Raw genomic sequence first — 16,561 nt, 5'->3', positions numbered from 1 at the left:
GTTCGGAGGTTGACCGTGGAGGTCAAGATCGGTGTTTCGGAGAGTTCCCGTGAGCTCGTCGTGAACAGCACGCAGTCCCCGGCCGAGGTCGAAGCGCTCGTATCGGCCGCCTTCGCCGGTAAGGACGGAGTGCTGTCGTTGGAAGACGAGAAGGGACGCAAGTACTTGATCCAGGCCGCCAAGGTGTCGTACGTCGAGATCGGTCCGTCCGATGCTCGGAAGGTCGGATTCGCGACCTCCTGAGACGGCCGGGAGACGCAACACACGCCCCTCACTCGACTTCGAGTGAGGGGCGTGTGTCGTGAACGGGACGAGCGCTTTACGGGGCTTGTAGCGGAACGTGAGACAGACCGCCCCATGCCAGCGACACCGTGGTGTCCACCGCGTCTTCCTTGGATATGGGCCGGTCGGCTTCCAGCCAGTATCGGGCGGTGAACTGGCTAGCTCCGACCAGACCGACGGCGAGCACACGCGCCCGATACGGATCGAGTCCCGAGTCGTGAGCGACCAGATCGAACACGGCGTCGACGCACGCTTCGGTCGCCTGCTCGACGCGTGAGTTGACCTGAGGATCGCCCATCAGATCGGACTCGAAGACCAGGCGGAAGCCTTGTGTATCGGTGTCGACGAAGTCGTAGAACGCCAGTACCGCGGCGCGTACGCGCTGTCGGTTGTCGGTGGTCGAGCGAAGCGCCTGGCGGACGCCCGCGATCAACGTGTCGACGTAGCTCTGCAGCACCGCCAGATACAGCTCGAGCTTTCCGGGGAAGTGCTGGTACAGGACCGGCTTGCTGACACCCGCGCATTCGGCGATCTCGTCCATTCCGGACGCGTGATAGCCGCGGGTCACGAATATTTCGCTCGCAGCGGCGAGCAGCTGCGCCCGACGGGCATCGCGTGGCAGCCGTGCGCTGCGTCGATTGCCGGTGGTGGCCGGCCGGTCCGAGGACCTCCGGTCGTCGAGATCTGTCATCAATTCCGTTCCCATCCGCGTCGACAACTGCGCTCGTCTTGGTTCGACAGCGAGCAATCCGTCATGAACATCCGGCGGGTGGCCGTCGGTTCGGATCACTCGTAGCGCAGATCACGGGCAACGATACTCGTGGCGTCCGGCACGGTCGGGATCCTGGGGGACCGGTTGCGAATTGCATCGAAGCCGGATCACGTCGAACGGTTTGTTTGTACGATGTTTCCGTACCGAGAACCCGATAGTTCCGGTCTCGTTGTCGGCGTGCCGAGCAGCGGGCGGTGAGGATTGTGAGATCGTGATCGAGTGACTGACCGAGGCGGGCCGCGTATCCGCGGTGGTGTGCAGTCGGGCGGCGTCGACGACGAGTACGACGATCGGTCGGACGATTTCCCACGCACGGTGGGTAGCCGCGGGTCTCATCAACCATTGCGCGCGCAGTGGGATCCGACGCAGCGCGAGGTCAAGCAACGCAATCGTCGACCCGACCGCGACGTCCGCAAGCAGAGCAAGATCGGAAAGTTCGCCTCGACGTACGGCTGGCGGGCATACGCGGTTCCCATTCTGATCGTGGTCACTGCGCTCGTGGTTTTCGACGCCGTGCGCACGGGCGACCCGGTCACCGGCAACGCGGCGCAGTCCACCAATGCCGATCCCGGGTTCGGCACGCTGAGCTCCGATACGACATCGGGCACCGGAATCATCGGTGTCCCGCCACAGGCGGACGGTAATTTCGCGTCGTCGATCTCCTCGGGTGAACTGCCGGACGGCGGCCCCTTCGCGGTCCAAGGTGCAGGCACGTGGCACACCGTGGCCGGTTCCACCGAGCAGGTGGGCCAAGGGACCGAGCGGGTGTTCACGTACACGGTCGAGGTGGAGGACGGTGTCGACACGGTCGGATTCGGCGGCGACGAGTCGTTCGGCCGTCTCGTGGACCAGACACTCGCCAATCCCAAGAGCTGGACGAACGACCCACGATTCGCGTTTCGGCGAATCGATCAGGGTGACCCCGACTTCAGAATCTCTCTGACGTCGCAGATGTCGATCCGGCAGGCGTGCGGTTACGACATTCAACTCGAGGTGTCTTGTTACAACCCCGGCATCGAACGAGTGGTGCTGAACGAGCCCAGATGGGTTCGCGGGGCGATCTCGTTTCAAGGGGACATCGGCTCGTACCGTCAGTATCAGATCAACCACGAGGTGGGCCACGCAATCGGCTACCAGCAGCACCAGCCGTGCGAGGCCGACGGTGGCCTGGCACCAGTGATGATGCAGCAGACCTTCGGCACGGCCAACGACGACATCGCGCGACTGGATCCGGAGGGCGTGGTCCCCATGGACGGCAAAACATGTCGATTCAATCCCTGGCCGTACCCGCGAGCGTGATCGGCTGGGTTTCAGGACAGGCCGGGGATTAGATTCGAACGTGGCGATCGGGGTCACCGGCCGCCGTGTCGAGTCGAGGAGCGTCGCTGCATCGTGGTCCAACTACCTCCGCTGGTCGAACCCGCTGGCGAACTGACGCCCGAGGAGGTCGCGCGATACAGCCGTCATCTGATCATTCCCAGCGTTGGGATGGATGGTCAGAAGCGCCTGCGTAACGCTCGCGTACTCGTCGTCGGTGCCGGGGGATTGGGTTCACCTGCCCTTCTGTATCTGGCAGCCGCAGGTGTCGGGACTCTGGGAATCGTGGAATTCGACGATGTCGAACTGTCCAATCTGCAGCGGCAAGTCATCCACGGCCGGTCCGACGTCGGGCGTCCGAAGGCCGACAGTGCCCGGGACTCGATTCTCGAACTCAACGACGGCGTCGAGGTGACGTTGCACAGGGTTCGACTGGATTCATCGAACGCGCTCGAGCTCTTCGGGCACTACGACCTCGTTCTCGACGGCACCGACAATTTTGCAACCCGTTATCTCGTCAACGATGCGGCCGCCCTCGTCGGCATTCCGTACGTATGGGGTTCGATCTATCGATTCGAGGGCCAGGTCTCGGTGTTCTGGGATGGAGCACCCGGGGGAGTCGGCATCAACTATCGCGACCTCTACCCCGAGGCGCCGCCGCCCGGCATGGTGCCTTCGTGTGCAGAAGGTGGCGTGCTGGGAGTGCTGTGCGCCTCGATCGGTTCGATCATGGTGACCGAGGCGATCAAGCTGATCACCGGAATCGGCGAGACTCTACTGGGCCGATTGATGATCTACGACGCATTGGCGATGAGCTATCGAACGGTACGGTTGACCCCCGATCCGCATCGGACCCCGATCACCGAGCTGATCGACTACGAGGTGTTCTGTGGAGTTGTCCCGGACGTCGAATCCGCAGGCCTGGAAGTCACCCCCGTACAGCTACGCGCAATGATGGAGTCCGGACGCGAGGTAGCTCTGATCGACGTGCGCGAACCGGTCGAGTGGGACATCGTTCGGATCGACGGCGCGCGCCTGATTCCGAAGGATCGAATTCTTTCCGGTGCGGCCATGGCCGAGCTACCGCAGCACGTGCCGATCGTGCTCTACTGCAAAACCGGTATCAGGTCCGCGGAAGTGCTCGATGCGGTGGTCGGTGCCGGTTTTGCCGATGCGTCCCATCTGCAGGGCGGAATAGTGGAGTGGGCCAAGCAAATAGACCCCGGTTTGCCCATCTACTGAAGCGGGGCGTGTGTGCGCGTCGTCCGCAGAGGCGCACCGATCGGCGGTAGCGTGGCGTGCGTGAGCTCTGTCGAACCCCCTCAGCACGTGATCTCTACGTTCGGGCTGCGCGATGTCGAGCCGGCACCCCTCGGCGCGGACTGGGACGGAGGGTGGCGTCTGGGTGACGTCGTGCTGTCTCCGGTCGCAGACCATGCCCGCGCAGCCTGGTCGGCCAAGGTGCGCGAGACGTTGACGGTGGACGGAGTTCGACTCGCTCGCCCGGTGCGCTCCACCGACGGTCGGTACGTCGTGTCGGGCTGGCGCGCAGACACGTTCGTTGCCGGCGAACCCGAGCCCCGACACGACGAGGTGGTCTCGTTGTCGTTGCGACTGCACTCGGCGACGGCGCAACTCGAGCGTCCCCGCTTCTTGGTTCAGCCGCCCGTTGCGCCGTGGGCAGATGTGGATGTGTTCGTCGCGGCCGACAGGGCGGCGTGGGAAGCCGTTCCCCTCCGATCGGCGCGCGGTGCAGGCGCGCCAGAGCCGTCCTCCAGCGACGGAAAAAGCAGTCTCGCGTTGGTCAAACAGCTTGCGACACTGCGCAAACCTGTCGAGTCGCCGGATCAACTGGTACACGGCGACCTGTTCGGAACGGTGTTGTTCTCGGGCAGCGATGCACCCGGAATCAGCGACATCACGCCGTACTGGCGTCCAGCGCCATGGGCCGCCGGAGTGGCCGTGGTGGATGCGCTGTCCTGGGGTGACGCCGACGACGGTCTGGTGGGCCGCTGGGACGATCTACCGGAGTGGCCACAGATGTTGCTGCGCGCGTTGATGTTTCGACTTGCGGTTCACGCGCTTCATCCGCGTTCGACGTCGGAGGCCTTTCCCGGTCTGGCACGAACAGCAGACCTGGTGCGCCTCATTCTGTGAATTCCGCTGTGTCAGCTGGGAATTCCGCTGCGCGAGCTGGGGGCTCGGACAGTTCGTGGAACAGTGATCGGGCGGCATCCGTCGCGCGAGCGGCGTCACCGTCGATTACCGCGTCGACCAGAGCGGTGTGCTCGGCGACGTAGTCGTCGTCGTGATCGAGGAAGTGGTCCCTCATCGCCTCGTGGATGACCGGAAGCAACGAGTCGTAGAACTCCAGATAGATCGCGTTGTGGCTGGCTGCGACGATGGTGCGGTGCAGGCGCGCGTCGATCCGGACGGCGTCCGTCAGTGGGGTCTCGTTCGACCACGCCGTGTTGCGATCCTCCAGCGCACCCAGCATGACCCGAATGTCCTCGTCGTCGCGCCGGTCCGCGGCGAGCGCAGCCGCGGTGACCTCGAGAGTCTCACGGAGTTCGGTGACGTCGCGGTGCCGGGCGTCCGAGAAGTACTTACCCAGGGTGCCGCCGAGGTCGGAGCAGGTCATCACGAAGGTGCCCGAACCCTGCCTGCGCTCGACCATGCCGGCATGCACGAGAGCTTGAACCGCTTCGCGAACAGTATTGCGGCCGGTACCGGTGATTTCGCACAGTTCCGGCTCGGTGGGGATGCGGGTGCCCACCGGCCATCTCTGCGACGTGATCTCGTCACGCAACTGTGCGGTGACCTGGGTTATCAGGCTCGATCGCTGGACCTGCCGCACGTGGGCTCCTCGGGCTGTGAACGTTTCGCCGTCGATAGTAATGCTTTGCACCCGATGATCCGGTCATCCTATGATTACGCGGTGAGTGCGCCTACCGTCCCCGAGACCACCCCGACCGGTACTTCGCTCGTCCGCGGCCGCATATTGGTGTTCGCCGCCATCGTTCTTTCTGCCCTGACGCTGCGCGCCGCTGTGACGTCCATCAGCCCGTTGTTCGGCAGGATCGCTACGGATTTGCAGTTCGGTGATTCCGTGATCGGTATCGTCGGGATGCTGCCGCCGGCGATGTTCGCGGTCTTCGGCTTGGCCACTCCTCTTCTGGCCAAGCGCACCGGACTCGAGCGAGCAGCGTTGTTGGCCATGGCGCTCACCACGGTGGGCATGGCGAGTCGGGCATTCGCGCCGAATACCGCATCGTTGCTTGCGCTGTCCGCGATCGCGCTGGCCGGTATGGGCATCGGGAACGTCGTCATCCCGCCGCTGGTGAAGCGATACTTCTCGGATCGACTCGCGTTGGTCAGCACCATCTACATCTGCACGATGCAGATCAGCACGATGATTCCGCCGCTGTTGGCGGTTCCGGTCGCGGACGCCCACGGGTGGCGGGTCTCGATCGGAGTGTGGGCGATCGTCGGCGTTGCCGCAGCATTGCCGTGGCTCGGGGTCGTGATCGCCCGACGCGGTCGCGACACGAAGGACACCTCGGCCGAGGCGAGTTCGGCGGCTGTGCACACCCGGCACGCCGGTCGGATTCATCGCTCCTCGATGGCGTGGGGGATGGTCATGATGTTCGCGATGACGTCGCTGATCACGTACTCGATGCTCACCTGGTTGCCGACGCTGTTGATCGACTCGGGCATCGGAGAAGGCTTGGCCGGTGCTTCTGTTGCTGCCTTCGGTGCGATGGGCTTGATCACGTCGTTGGCCACTCCGACTCTCTGCGCGAAGATGCGCAATCCGTTCGGCCTCGTTGTCGTCGCCGCGGTCTGCTATTTCGGCGGCTTTTCCGGTCTGCACTGGTCTCCTGCGGTCGGGACGGTGCTGTGGGTGTGCCTGATAGGACTCGGCACGATGACCTTTCCGATGTCGCTCACGCTGATCAACCTCAGGACCCGTACCGCGGCGGGATCGTCCTCGCTGTCGGGGTTCACCCAGGGGCTGGGTTATGTGGTGTCCTCGACCGGGCCGATTCTGTTCGGCTTGTTGCACACAGAGTCCGGGGGCTGGGGACTACCGCTCGTGCTGCTGACCGGGTGCGTAGCGGTGCTGCTGGTCGGAGGATTCCTGTGCTGTCGACCGAGGATGCTCGAAGACACCTGGTGAGGTTCGGTGAACGTTGAGGCTTCAGCTCACGTCGGTGCTCGACGGCGCGTGAGACCAAGTTAATCAACGAGTCACCGCACGCAGCGCCGCGGCAACATGGCTTTCCTATGTTCGGTTCACACACCGATCAGGAGGCCACAACGTGACCAGCCTTTCTCGCAGCGCTTCGGCAGACGCCGGCTCAGCCACCACCACGACGGTTCCGCCCGGAACAGTGCCCGTGTCCGTGAACCATCACATCGCGCACTGGAATTCCGAGGACGTCGAGGCCTGGGAGGCCGGTGGCAAGCAGATCGCCAAGCGCAATCTGATCTGGTCGGTCGTCGCCGAGCACGTAGGTTTCTCGATCTGGTCGATCTGGTCGGTGATGGTGCTGTTCATGCCGCTGTCCGTCTACGGCATCGACGCGGCCGGCAAGTTCTTCCTCGTGGCCGTGCCCACACTCGTCGGCGCAATCCTTCGGATCCCGTACACCTTCGCCACCGCCAAGTTCGGTGGGCGAAACTGGACCATCTTCAGCGCACTGGTGCTGCTGATTCCGACGGTGCTGACGATGTATTTCATGCTGAACCCGGCGTCGTACACCACCTACATCATCGTGGCGGCGTTCGCCGGCCTCGGCGGCGGCAACTTCGCATCCTCCATGACGAACATCAATGCGTTCTATCCCCAGCGCGAAAAGGGTTGGGCACTCGGTCTGAATGCAGGCGGCGGCAACATAGGCGTGCCCGTGATCCAGCTCATCGGGTTGCTCGTCATCGCCACCATTGGCAACACCGCGCCCGAGATCGTCTGCGCCGTATATCTGGTGTTCATCGCGATCGCCGCCGTCGGTGCCGCGTTGTACATGGACAATCTCGACAACCAGAAGACCAACGGCCGTTCCATGATCGACGTGCTGAAGTTCTCCGATGCGTGGTGGATCGCCTTCCTCTACATCGGTACGTTCGGCTCGTTCATCGGCTTCAGTTTCGCGTTCGGCCAGGTGCTGCAGATCAACTTCCTCGCCGGACTCACCGACGGGGCCCCGGCAACTCCCGCGCTTCAGGCGCAGGCTTCGCTGCAGGCTGCTCAGATCGCCTTCCTCGGTCCATTGCTGGGATCGCTGTCGCGGCCGTTCGGCGGCAAGCTCGCAGACAAGATCGGCGGCGGCAAGATCACCCTGTACACGTTCGTGGCCATGACCTTCTCCACCGGAATTCTGGTCGCGGCCAGCACCTGGGACGACTCGACGCCCGGGGCCGCGAGCGGCACGGTGATGGTGCTCTTCGTCATCGGATTCATCGCACTCTTCTTGCTCTCGGGCCTGGGCAATGGATCGGTGTACAAGATGATCCCGGCAATATTTGCCGCGAAATCGGTTGCGCTGCAGGGTATGACGGTCGAAGAGCAGCAGCACTGGTCACGCAAGATGTCCGGTGCTCTCATCGGTATCGCCGGTGCGATCGGCGCGCTCGGCGGCGTCGGAATCAATCTGGTGCTGAGAGCGTCGTACTCGGGCACTGCGAAGTCCGCGACCACCGCGTTCTGGGTGTTCCTCGGCTTCTACATCGTGTGCGCGATCGTCACCTGGGCGATCTACCTGCGCAAGACCAGCTCTGCCGATGCCGACGCACCGGTAGCCGTCTGACGCACTCTCGTTGGACGGACGAAAAACTCTGCACGGCAACGCAAATTCGGAAGGACCCGCAATGAAGAACGCGGTAGTGGTAGGTCATGGAATGGTCGGGCACCGGTTCGTCGAAGCGTTGCGTGCGCGCGACGAGGCGGCCGAGTGGAAGGTCACGGTCCTCTGCGAGGAAGCGTTGCCGGCGTACGACCGTGTGGGCCTGTCGTCCTACGTCGGTGCCTGGGACCACAAGGAGCTGGCGCTGGCGGGCAACGACTACCCCGGCGACCCACTCGTCGAGATGCGCACCGGAGTGCGTGCCGATCGTATCGACCGTGACCACCGGACCGTCGAAACCTCCGCGGGGGACACGGTCGAGTACGACGCGCTCGTGCTCGCCACCGGGTCCTATCCGTTCGTGCCGCCGATCCCCGGGCACGATCTACCTGCCTGCTTCGTCTACCGGACCCTCGACGACCTGGACAAGATCCGAGCCCGGGCGGACGCAGCGGGCCCCGGTGCCGTGGGGGTCGTCGTCGGCGGAGGTCTGCTCGGTCTCGAAGCGGCAAACGCGCTGCAGAAGATGGGCATGACCCCGCACGTCATCGAGTTCGCCCCACGATTGATGCCGCTGCAGGTCGACGAGGGCGGAGGCGCGCTGCTGGCTCGTCTCGTCACCGAACTCGGGCTGAACGTCCATGTGGGAGTGGGCACATCGTCGATTTCAAACAACGACAGCGCCGGCTTGACGGTCGAACTGAGCGACGGCAGCACCATCGACGCCGCGCTGTTGGTGTTCTCTGCCGGTGTGCGTCCTCAGGATCGCCTGGCCCGCGAGAGTGGCCTCGAGGTCGGCGAGCGCGGCGGCATCATGGTCGACATCGGGTGCACTACATCCGATCCGGCCGTATTCGCGATCGGCGAGTGTGCCGCTGTCGAGGGTCGATGCTACGGCCTGGTTGCCCCTGGATACTCGACGGCAGAGGTGGTGGCCGACCGATTGCTCGGCGGTGCAGCGCAATTCCCCGGCGCCGACATGTCCACCAAACTCAAACTCATGGGCGTCGATGTCGCGAGCTTCGGCGACGCGATGGCGGCCACTCCGGGGGCTCTCGAGGTGGTATTCAGCGATGCGCCCAAGGGAACGTACGCCAAGCTCGTCGTGACCGACGACGCGAAGACCCTGCTCGGCGGCATCCTCGTCGGCGATGCCTCTGCGTACTCGCTGCTGCGTCCTCTCGTCGGACGAGAACTACCCGGCGACCCCGGAGCCCTGATCTCACCGGCAGCCGAACAGGTCGGTATCGGTGCGCTGCCCGACGACGCCGAGATCTGCTCCTGCAACGGCGTGAGCAAGGGTGCCATCTGCTCGGCCATCGCCGACGGAGCGTGCGATCTGGCGGCCGTGAAGAGTTGCACCACCGCGGGCACCACCTGCGGCGGCTGTCTGCCGTCCATCAAGTCGTTGCTGGCCGCATCCGGGGTGGTGCTCTCGAAGTCGTTGTGCGAGCACTTCTCTCAATCCAGGGCCGAGCTGTTCGAGATCGTTCGGGCAACGAACACCCGCACCTTCTCGTCGCTGATCGCCAAGTACGGCAGCGGAACCGGTTGCGACATCTGCAAGCCCGTCGTCGCGTCGATCCTCGCATCGACGTCCTCCGATCACATTCTGGACGGCGAACAGGCCTCGCTGCAGGACACCAACGATCACTTCCTGGCCAATATCCAGAAGAACGGCACGTACTCGGTGGTGCCGCGGATGCCCGGCGGCGAGTGCACCCCCGAGCAGCTGATCGTCATCGGCGAGGTCGCTCGCGATTTCGGGCTCTACACCAAGGTGACGGGCGGGCAGCGCATCGATATGTTCGGTGCCCGCGTCGAGCAACTGCCTGCTATCTGGAAGCGCCTCGTCGACGCAGGCATGGAATCGGGCCAGGCGTACGGGAAATCGCTGCGCACGGTCAAGAGCTGCGTCGGATCCAGCTGGTGCCGCTACGGCGTCCAGGATTCGGTGGGAATGGCCGTCGACCTCGAGAATCGCTATCGAGGGCTGAGGTCACCGCACAAGATCAAGTTCGGGGTCTCGGGCTGTGCGCGTGAGTGCGCCGAGGCCCGCGGCAAGGATGTGGGAATCATCGCTACCGAGGGTGGTTGGAACCTCTACGTCGGCGGAAACGGCGGGCAGTCACCCAAGCACGCTCAGCTGCTCGCCTCCAACCTCGACGATGCCACCTTGGTCAGTTTCATCGACCGCTACTTGATGTTCTACGTCCGCACCGCAGATCGACTGCAGCGGACCGCGCCGTGGCTCGAGTCGCTGGACGGAGGACTGGAGCATCTCAAGGCCGTCGTCTGCGACGACAGCCTCGGCATCGGTGCGGAACTCGAAGCGGACATGGAGCGTCACGTCGCCGGCTACAAGGACGAGTGGGCAGGCGTGCTCGAGGACGACGAGAAGCTCGGTCGATTCGTCTCGTTCGTCAATGCCCCGAGCGAGGCCGATCCCACCATCGCGTTCGACGAGTCCGGAGCCCGCAAGGTCCCCGTGTTGATGGGAATGCCGCGAGTCGGGGCGTAGGCCGACGAGGCCCCTGACAACCGGCAGGTCACGAAACTGAGCGCATGTGCACAGGTGAGTAATCGCGACTTAACGGGCCAGAAACACAGACAACGTGGAATAGCTGACCAGGAGGTACGCCATGACTGTCATCGACTCACGTACAGCGGTATCGAACGACATTGCTCGTAGTTGGACCCCGGCCTGCACGCTGGACACGCTGATTCCGGGGCGCGGGGTAGCGGTGCTCCTGCGCGGCGGCACCCAGGCGGCGTTGTTTCTGCTCGACGACGGACGACTGTTCGCAGTGGGCAACATCGATCCGTACGGGCGCGCAGCAGTGATGTCACGCGGACTGGTGGGAGACCGAGGGGGCGAGCCCACCGTCGCGTCGCCGTTGCTCAAGCAGGTCTTCTCCCTGGTCGACGGACGCTGCCTCGACGACGCGAAGGCTGGCCTCGGATCTTTCGAGGTCTCCTGCGTCGACGGTGTCGTGCTCGTCCGTGGCGGCTCTACGTGAGCGAAATCGCCGGGGCAGGAACGCCTCTGGCCGGGTTCACCGTCGGGATCACGGCGTCGCGTCGGGCCGAGGAATTCGCAACTCTGCTCGAGCGGCGGGGAGCAACCGTGATGCATGCCCCTGCGATCCGCATCATCCCGCTCGCCGACGATGCCGAGCTGGAACGCGTGACCGCCGCGATCATCGCGCATCCGCCCGAAATTACCGTCGCCACCACGGGAATCGGATTTCGGGGCTGGGTCGAGGCCGCAGACGGGTGGGGCCAGGCAGAGGAACTCGGTTCCGCGCTCGGCTCGTCCCGGTTGCTGGCCCGCGGCCCCAAGGCGACCGGTGCGATCAGGGCTGCCGATCTCCGCGAGGAATGGTCGCCCGCCTCCGAATCCTCCGCGGAGGTACTCGAGCATCTGCTCGCCGAAGGGGTCGAAGGTAAGCGCATCGCAGTGCAACTGCACGGCGCGACGACCGAATGGGAGCCGATCCCGGACTTCTGCGAGGTACTGCGCTGCGCCGGAGCCGAAGTGGTTCCGGTACCTGTGTATCGCTGGACGGCCCCCGACGACCAGGGACCCATGGACCGCATGATCGAAGCCGTCGTCGTCGGCGATCTCGACGCTCTCAGCTTCACCTCTGCGCCCGCGGTGGCGTCGATGCTGATGCGCGCCGACGAGAACGGGGTGCTCGAAGCCCTGCTGCAATCGATGCGCACGCGGGTACTTCCGGTCTGCGTCGGGCCGGTGACGGCGGCACCCCTCGAACAACTGAACGTGGCCACCACACAGCCGGCGAGGGCGCGTTTGGGCGCACTGGCGCGGCACATCGCCGAGGAATTGCCGAGGCGGACCGGTCGTCTTCACGCAGGCGGGCACGTGGTGAGTGTGCGTGGCCGGTGCGTCGTGGTCGACGGTGAAGTGCGACCGGTATCGCCGGCCGGAATGGCGTTGATGAAGACGCTGGCTCGCAATCCTGGACGCGTCGTCTCCCGGGAGGCCTTGCTTGCGTCCTTGCCCGGTGGCGGAGGTGACACCCACGCGGTGGAGACCGCGATGACCAGACTTCGGTCCTCTCTCGGCGCGCCGAAGGCGATCCAGACCGTGGTCAAGCGCGGGTATCGGATCGCACTCGATCACGTCGAAACCGAATCGGATTGCGATTCCGAGGAGCCCGCCGGGCACGCACGTGTGGCCGTCGTCGAAGGAGGGAAGTACTGATGACTCCGACTCCGGTGTTGGTGGCCCACGGCACCCGAAACCCCCGTGGTGTCGAGATGATCGCCGCACTTGCCGATGCCGTGTCGACGCAGATCGGTTCCACTCGCGTGGCATTCGTCGACGTACTCGGACCGTCCCCGGCCGAGGTGCTGCGCGATACCCCCGGGTCGGCGGTCGTGGTTCCGGCATTCCTCGCGTCGGGCTATCACGTCCACACCGACGTACCACGAGAAATTACCGAGAGCGCTCATACCTCGGTCACGGTCACCGGTGCTCTGGGACCGGACCCCGTACTCGCGGAGGTCATGCTCGATCGGTTACGCGACACCGGCTGGCGCACAGGCGATTCGATCGTGCTCGCCGCTGCAGGGTCGTCCGACCCGCGCGCGCTGGCAGAACACGTTCGAGCAGCGGCGATGCTGGCCGACGTCGCGAAGGTCCCGGTGCGCATCGGGTACGTAGCCACCGCTGTCCCCACCGTGTCCGAGGCGGTGTCGGCTCTACGGGGGGAGGGACACGCTCGAATCTTCGTTGCGTCGTATCTGTTGGCGCGCGGGCTCTTTCACAATAGATTGGCCGACGCAGGTGCAGACGGCGTCGGTGAGCCGCTGGGGGTCCATCCAGCGATCGTCGATCTGGTGGTGGCCCGCTACTTCGAGGGCGTTCGATCGCTGGAGAGCGGATCGTTCAGTACGGCAACGGAAGAATGGTCACCGGCTCGTCGTCACTGATCTCGGCCGGAACCAGTGCGAGCGCATCCCGGCCGACCAGATGAGCGAGATGCGCTGTGCGTACCTGAATATCTGCCCGCCAGCGCGTCCCGTCGACGGTGACAGGGACGAGGCGTGGGACTGCAGATCCGACGTCCGCGGCGTTGGACAACAGACCCATTCGTGGTGGACGCACCGTTCTGCCGGTCAGCGCGTCGACGATCGCCGGAGCCGTCAGTAGGGCCGTAGCAACGGCTGCCAGCGGGTTGCCGGGTAAGCCGAGCACCACTGTGCCGTCGGGCAGCGCCGCGGTGATCTGGGAACCGCCGGGTCTGACACGCATCCGGCCGACGATGGGCTTCGCGTCGAGCAGTGCGAGTGTCGAGCGCAGTTGATCGGCGGCACCGCCACCGGTCGCTCCGACCACGACGACGACGTCCACGTCCTGTGTACGAGTCAGGACGTCTCGAAACTGCGTCGCCGAGTCGTCGAGCAGTGTCACATCGACGACCGCGATGCCGCAGTGCGCCAGGTACTCCGGCAACACCGATCCGAGAACGTCTCGGGTCTCGCCGGGGGCCAGTGGCCCAGTCGATCGAATCTCGTTGCCGCTGACCACTACTCGACCACGAACCGGGCCGCGCACCGTCACGTCGAACACTTCCGCGCTGGCGGCGACAGACCGTACCGCCGCATCGATCGGAGTTCCGGCGGAGACGAGCTCGGTGCCCGGCAGCCAGTCCTCGCCACGCCGCCGCGTGTCGTCCGACTGGGCTGTGGCCGACAGTCGACGTACCGACCCGTCCGGATCGTGGGTCACGTGCTCGTCGCGCACCACCGACGTGGCACCGGCCGGAACCGCAGCACCGGTCGCGATGCGCACTGCCGTTCCGTCGACGAGTCCGGTGATATCGACACTTCCGGCGTAGGCGATCTGGGGCCGCAGCGTCCACGGCTCGGAGCCGCAGACGGCGTAACCGTCCATCGCGGAGATGTCGACTGCCGGCAACGCGGTCTGGGACACGAGGGGTTCTGCAAGAACGGTTCCGGCACTGTCCTGCAGGGTAATTCGACGGGTCGGCAGGGGAGGCAGACTGCTTCGAATGCGCTCCAACGCGTCGGCGACCTCCAGCGTCTGCGACGGCTGCGCGGCGAGGCGCGCCGCCAGAAGGTCGGCAGGGGTGTCGCAGTCCTCGATATCGGGAAGCGCGATGACCTGATGATCGACCGGAACGATCCGGCGCATCGATACGCCTTCTACCGAATCCAGCTGTGCCACAGCAGATCGCAGCGTGGTGTGCTGCCACACGCCCAACAGGAACTGTGTGCGGCCCGCGTTGTCGCGAGCGAATACCGCACCTGCTGCGGAGTGAGCGATGGAATCGATGAGGGACTCCAGTGCGGCGGAATCGAGAAGCGGAATGTCCGCCGCGACGACGGCCACCAGATCTGCAGCGTGTACTGAATGTGCAGTGTCATCGAGGGATCGGAGTCCCGCGGCGAGGGCCGCAACGGGCCCACCGCCGGCAGGTGACTCGCGGGTCTGGACAACGTGTTCTGCCACTCCGTCGCGTGGTGGACCCACCAGAACCGTTCTACGGCAGTTCGATACGGCGTCCACTGCGATATCGACCATTCGACGGCCGCCGACGGTCAAGGCCGGCTTGTCCACCTCCTTCGGCGACGTCGAGTGCTCGGGATCGGCCATCCTCGATCCGCGACCGCCTGCGAGGACGATCGCATCGCACACCGGCGTCATGGTTCGAGCGCTGTCATGTCGGCAGTGGCACGTTCTGCAGCCGAACCTGACCGCGTGCGATGGTCTTGCCGCTGTCGGAGGCGGTGATGGTGACCAGCCACAATTGTTGAACACGACCCTGCTGCAACGGTTCTGCGAGAACGTCGACGCGACCGCCCTTGCTCGCGCGGAGAAAGTCGGTGCCGTTGTGCACTCCCACCGCGAACTCACCGCGGTCCTTCACCGCCTCACTTGCACCGATGCTCGCGGCGCTCTCCACAGCGGTTGTGTAGACCCCGCCGTGTACGACGCCCCACGGGGTGAAGTGCTCGTCCGTCAAATCGATATGACCCGCCACCCGGGTGCCCGAGACCTCGTCGACGACCAGACCGGCAGAGGCGACGAAGGTGCTCGCCTTCGACAGGGCGAACTTCGCCGTGGGGCGTGGATCGAATTGCCCGAGCCCGTCTCTGATGTTCATCCTCCGAGGTTAGTGGTCGACTCGAGCGGCGATGGGAGCGCCCCGAAGTCGAATCGAATCGACTTCAGCGGCACTCTGCCGTCGCGGACTGCCACTCCTTCGCCGCGCAGCGTCTCGAGCTGCCGGGTGGCGAGGTGCGGGGCGGGCCTGCCACTGGCTCCGAGGACGCGATGCCACGGGAGGTCGGCGGAGTCGGTGCGCATGATCCATCCCACGATGCGTGGACTCGACAGGTCGGCCGCGGCCGCGATGTCTCCGTACGTGGCGACGAATCCCGAGGGGATGGACGCGACCAATGCGCGCACTCGCTCGACTTGGCTTTCGGTGATCGGGGCCATCTAGAGCACGGATCGCACCAGCTCGGCCACCTCGACCGGCTTGGCCTGGCCGACCATGTGATCACAGTCCAGCTCGACGGTGCGCAGGTTCTCACCGAGTTTCTCTCGCAGCGCGGCAAGGAATTCGTCGGTGACATAAGGGGGTTCGACGCGCATGGCCCGAACCACGATGGTCGGGACGCTCTCGGCGGGTACCACGATCGGACGAGCGAGCTCGCCCCACGTCGCAACGATCGCCGGAATCGACATACGCCACGCCACCTTTCCGCCTTCGGCGGGAACCAGGTGGTCGGCGACCTCGCGGTCGAGCAACTCGGTGGGCACGTCCGCCCACGCCCCGTGGATCTTCTCCGATCGCGCCTCGTCGGCGTCGGTGTAATCGGGGGACTTCGCGGTGGCCTCGGCCACCTCGAGCAGCTCGTCCGGAGGCAGAGCGATCGCGGGATCGAGCAGAACCAGCGCCCGCACCGCGTCCGGGAATCTCTGCGCGAGATGGACGGCCAACGCGCCGCCGTACGAATGTCCGAGCACCACGACCGGACCGCGCGCGTGGGCGTCCAGCACGGCCTTCAGAGCCGTGACCTGCGCGTCGATGTCCCAAGGCGGCGTGGCCGGGGAATAGCCGTGGCCGATCAGATCAGGAGCCAGAATTCGGGCTTCGGGCAGGTGATTCTCGGCGAGATCCCACCAGCGGGCACCGTGGCCTGTCACACCGTGAACGGCGAGGATTTCAGGACCGTCTGCGGGTCCGAACGTATGCAGATTCAACTCGGGCACGTCGACCACTATGCCGCATGGCTTGCCCGCCGCGGATTCTGCCGGTCCGGTGCGGGTGCCTCGGCACTGAGA

General features: G+C 65.1%; 16 protein-coding genes. 10 read left to right on the top strand and 6 right to left on the bottom strand.

What is annotated here, in order from left to right:
- Positions 1 to 15 precede the first annotated feature (15 nt).
- Positions 16 to 243, top strand: coding sequence for a DUF3107 domain-containing protein (locus tag O4220_RS09640; protein WP_269603426.1), 228 nt, complete (start codon positions 16 to 18; stop codon positions 241 to 243).
- A gap of 76 nt (positions 244 to 319) precedes the next feature.
- Here O4220_RS09640 and O4220_RS09635 read toward each other — a convergent pair whose 3' ends face one another.
- Positions 320 to 973: a TetR/AcrR family transcriptional regulator gene (locus tag O4220_RS09635; protein WP_032378141.1), complete on the bottom strand. Its 654-nt coding sequence runs from the start codon at positions 971 to 973 to the stop codon at positions 320 to 322.
- Between the two features lie 300 nt (positions 974 to 1,273).
- On the opposite strand from O4220_RS09635, the gene O4220_RS09630 reads away from it, so the two are divergent.
- The 3 genes from O4220_RS09630 (at position 1,274) to O4220_RS09620 (ending at position 4,528) form a co-directional block, all read left to right on the top strand.
- The gene (locus tag O4220_RS09630) at positions 1,274 to 2,353 is read left to right on the top strand and encodes a DUF3152 domain-containing protein (RefSeq protein ID WP_420030356.1); all 1,080 of its coding nucleotides are present in this window, start codon (positions 1,274 to 1,276) and stop codon (positions 2,351 to 2,353) included.
- Positions 2,354 to 2,446: 93 nt separating this feature from the next.
- Complete coding sequence (gene moeZ / locus O4220_RS09625; RefSeq protein ID WP_269603424.1) at positions 2,447 to 3,613, top strand: adenylyltransferase/sulfurtransferase MoeZ; 1,167 nt, start codon at positions 2,447 to 2,449, stop codon at positions 3,611 to 3,613.
- Between the two features lie 60 nt (positions 3,614 to 3,673).
- A complete protein-coding gene (locus O4220_RS09620) occupies positions 3,674 to 4,528 on the top strand; it encodes a TIGR02569 family protein (RefSeq protein ID WP_269603422.1) in 855 nt (284 codons plus the stop codon).
- Here the strand turns inward: O4220_RS09620 and O4220_RS09615 are convergent.
- Complete coding sequence (locus tag O4220_RS09615; RefSeq protein ID WP_269603421.1) at positions 4,518 to 5,228, bottom strand: FadR/GntR family transcriptional regulator; 711 nt, start codon at positions 5,226 to 5,228, stop codon at positions 4,518 to 4,520. The genes O4220_RS09620 and O4220_RS09615 overlap by 11 nt on opposite strands.
- 81 nt (positions 5,229 to 5,309) lie before the next feature.
- Here O4220_RS09615 and O4220_RS09610 point away from each other — a divergent pair, with 81 nt between their 5' ends.
- From O4220_RS09610 to O4220_RS09585, 6 genes are all read left to right on the top strand, one after another.
- Positions 5,310 to 6,551 (top strand): MFS transporter, encoded by a 1,242-nt coding sequence (locus O4220_RS09610; protein ID WP_269603419.1) that lies wholly within the window; start codon positions 5,310 to 5,312, stop codon positions 6,549 to 6,551.
- A gap of 214 nt (positions 6,552 to 6,765) precedes the next feature.
- Positions 6,766 to 8,181 (top strand): nitrate/nitrite transporter, encoded by a 1,416-nt coding sequence (locus O4220_RS09605; protein WP_269603660.1) that lies wholly within the window; start codon positions 6,766 to 6,768, stop codon positions 8,179 to 8,181.
- Between the two features lie 61 nt (positions 8,182 to 8,242).
- The gene (gene nirB / locus O4220_RS09600) at positions 8,243 to 10,738 is read left to right on the top strand and encodes a nitrite reductase large subunit NirB (protein ID WP_269603417.1); all 2,496 of its coding nucleotides are present in this window, start codon (positions 8,243 to 8,245) and stop codon (positions 10,736 to 10,738) included.
- A gap of 121 nt (positions 10,739 to 10,859) precedes the next feature.
- Positions 10,860 to 11,237, top strand: a complete 378-nt coding sequence (gene nirD / locus O4220_RS09595; protein WP_269603415.1) for a nitrite reductase small subunit NirD — start codon at positions 10,860 to 10,862, stop codon at positions 11,235 to 11,237.
- Positions 11,234 to 12,445, top strand: a complete 1,212-nt coding sequence (locus O4220_RS09590) for a uroporphyrinogen-III synthase (RefSeq protein ID WP_269603412.1) — start codon at positions 11,234 to 11,236, stop codon at positions 12,443 to 12,445. The genes nirD and O4220_RS09590 overlap by 4 nt, the downstream gene beginning before the upstream one ends.
- The gene (locus tag O4220_RS09585; RefSeq protein ID WP_269603410.1) at positions 12,445 to 13,176 is read left to right on the top strand and encodes a sirohydrochlorin chelatase; all 732 of its coding nucleotides are present in this window, start codon (positions 12,445 to 12,447) and stop codon (positions 13,174 to 13,176) included. Before O4220_RS09590 ends, O4220_RS09585 begins: the two co-directional genes overlap by 1 nt.
- Here O4220_RS09585 and O4220_RS09580 read toward each other — a convergent pair.
- The 4 genes from O4220_RS09580 to O4220_RS09565 are packed head-to-tail and all read right to left on the bottom strand — an operon-like array spanning position 13,133 to position 16,489.
- The gene (locus O4220_RS09580; RefSeq protein ID WP_269603408.1) at positions 13,133 to 14,914 is read right to left on the bottom strand and encodes an NTP transferase domain-containing protein; all 1,782 of its coding nucleotides are present in this window, start codon (positions 14,912 to 14,914) and stop codon (positions 13,133 to 13,135) included. The two genes, O4220_RS09585 and O4220_RS09580, sit on opposite strands and share 44 nt — an antisense overlap.
- Before the next feature lie 13 nt (positions 14,915 to 14,927).
- A complete protein-coding gene (locus tag O4220_RS09575; protein WP_242458993.1) occupies positions 14,928 to 15,374 on the bottom strand; it encodes a PaaI family thioesterase in 447 nt (148 codons plus the stop codon).
- Entirely contained in the window at positions 15,371 to 15,712 is a 342-nt protein-coding gene (locus O4220_RS09570) for an MGMT family protein (protein ID WP_269603403.1), read from the bottom strand. Before O4220_RS09570 ends, O4220_RS09575 begins: the two co-directional genes overlap by 4 nt.
- Positions 15,713 to 16,489, bottom strand: coding sequence for an alpha/beta hydrolase (locus O4220_RS09565; protein ID WP_045199959.1), 777 nt, complete (start codon positions 16,487 to 16,489; stop codon positions 15,713 to 15,715).
- Positions 16,490 to 16,561: the final 72 nt, after the last annotated feature.

The organism is Rhodococcus ruber (genome assembly GCF_027270735.1).
Taxonomy (GTDB): Bacteria; Actinomycetota; Actinomycetes; order Mycobacteriales; family Mycobacteriaceae; genus Rhodococcoides; species Rhodococcoides rubrum_A.
This window is presented reverse-complemented; position numbering and strand designations above follow the sequence as displayed.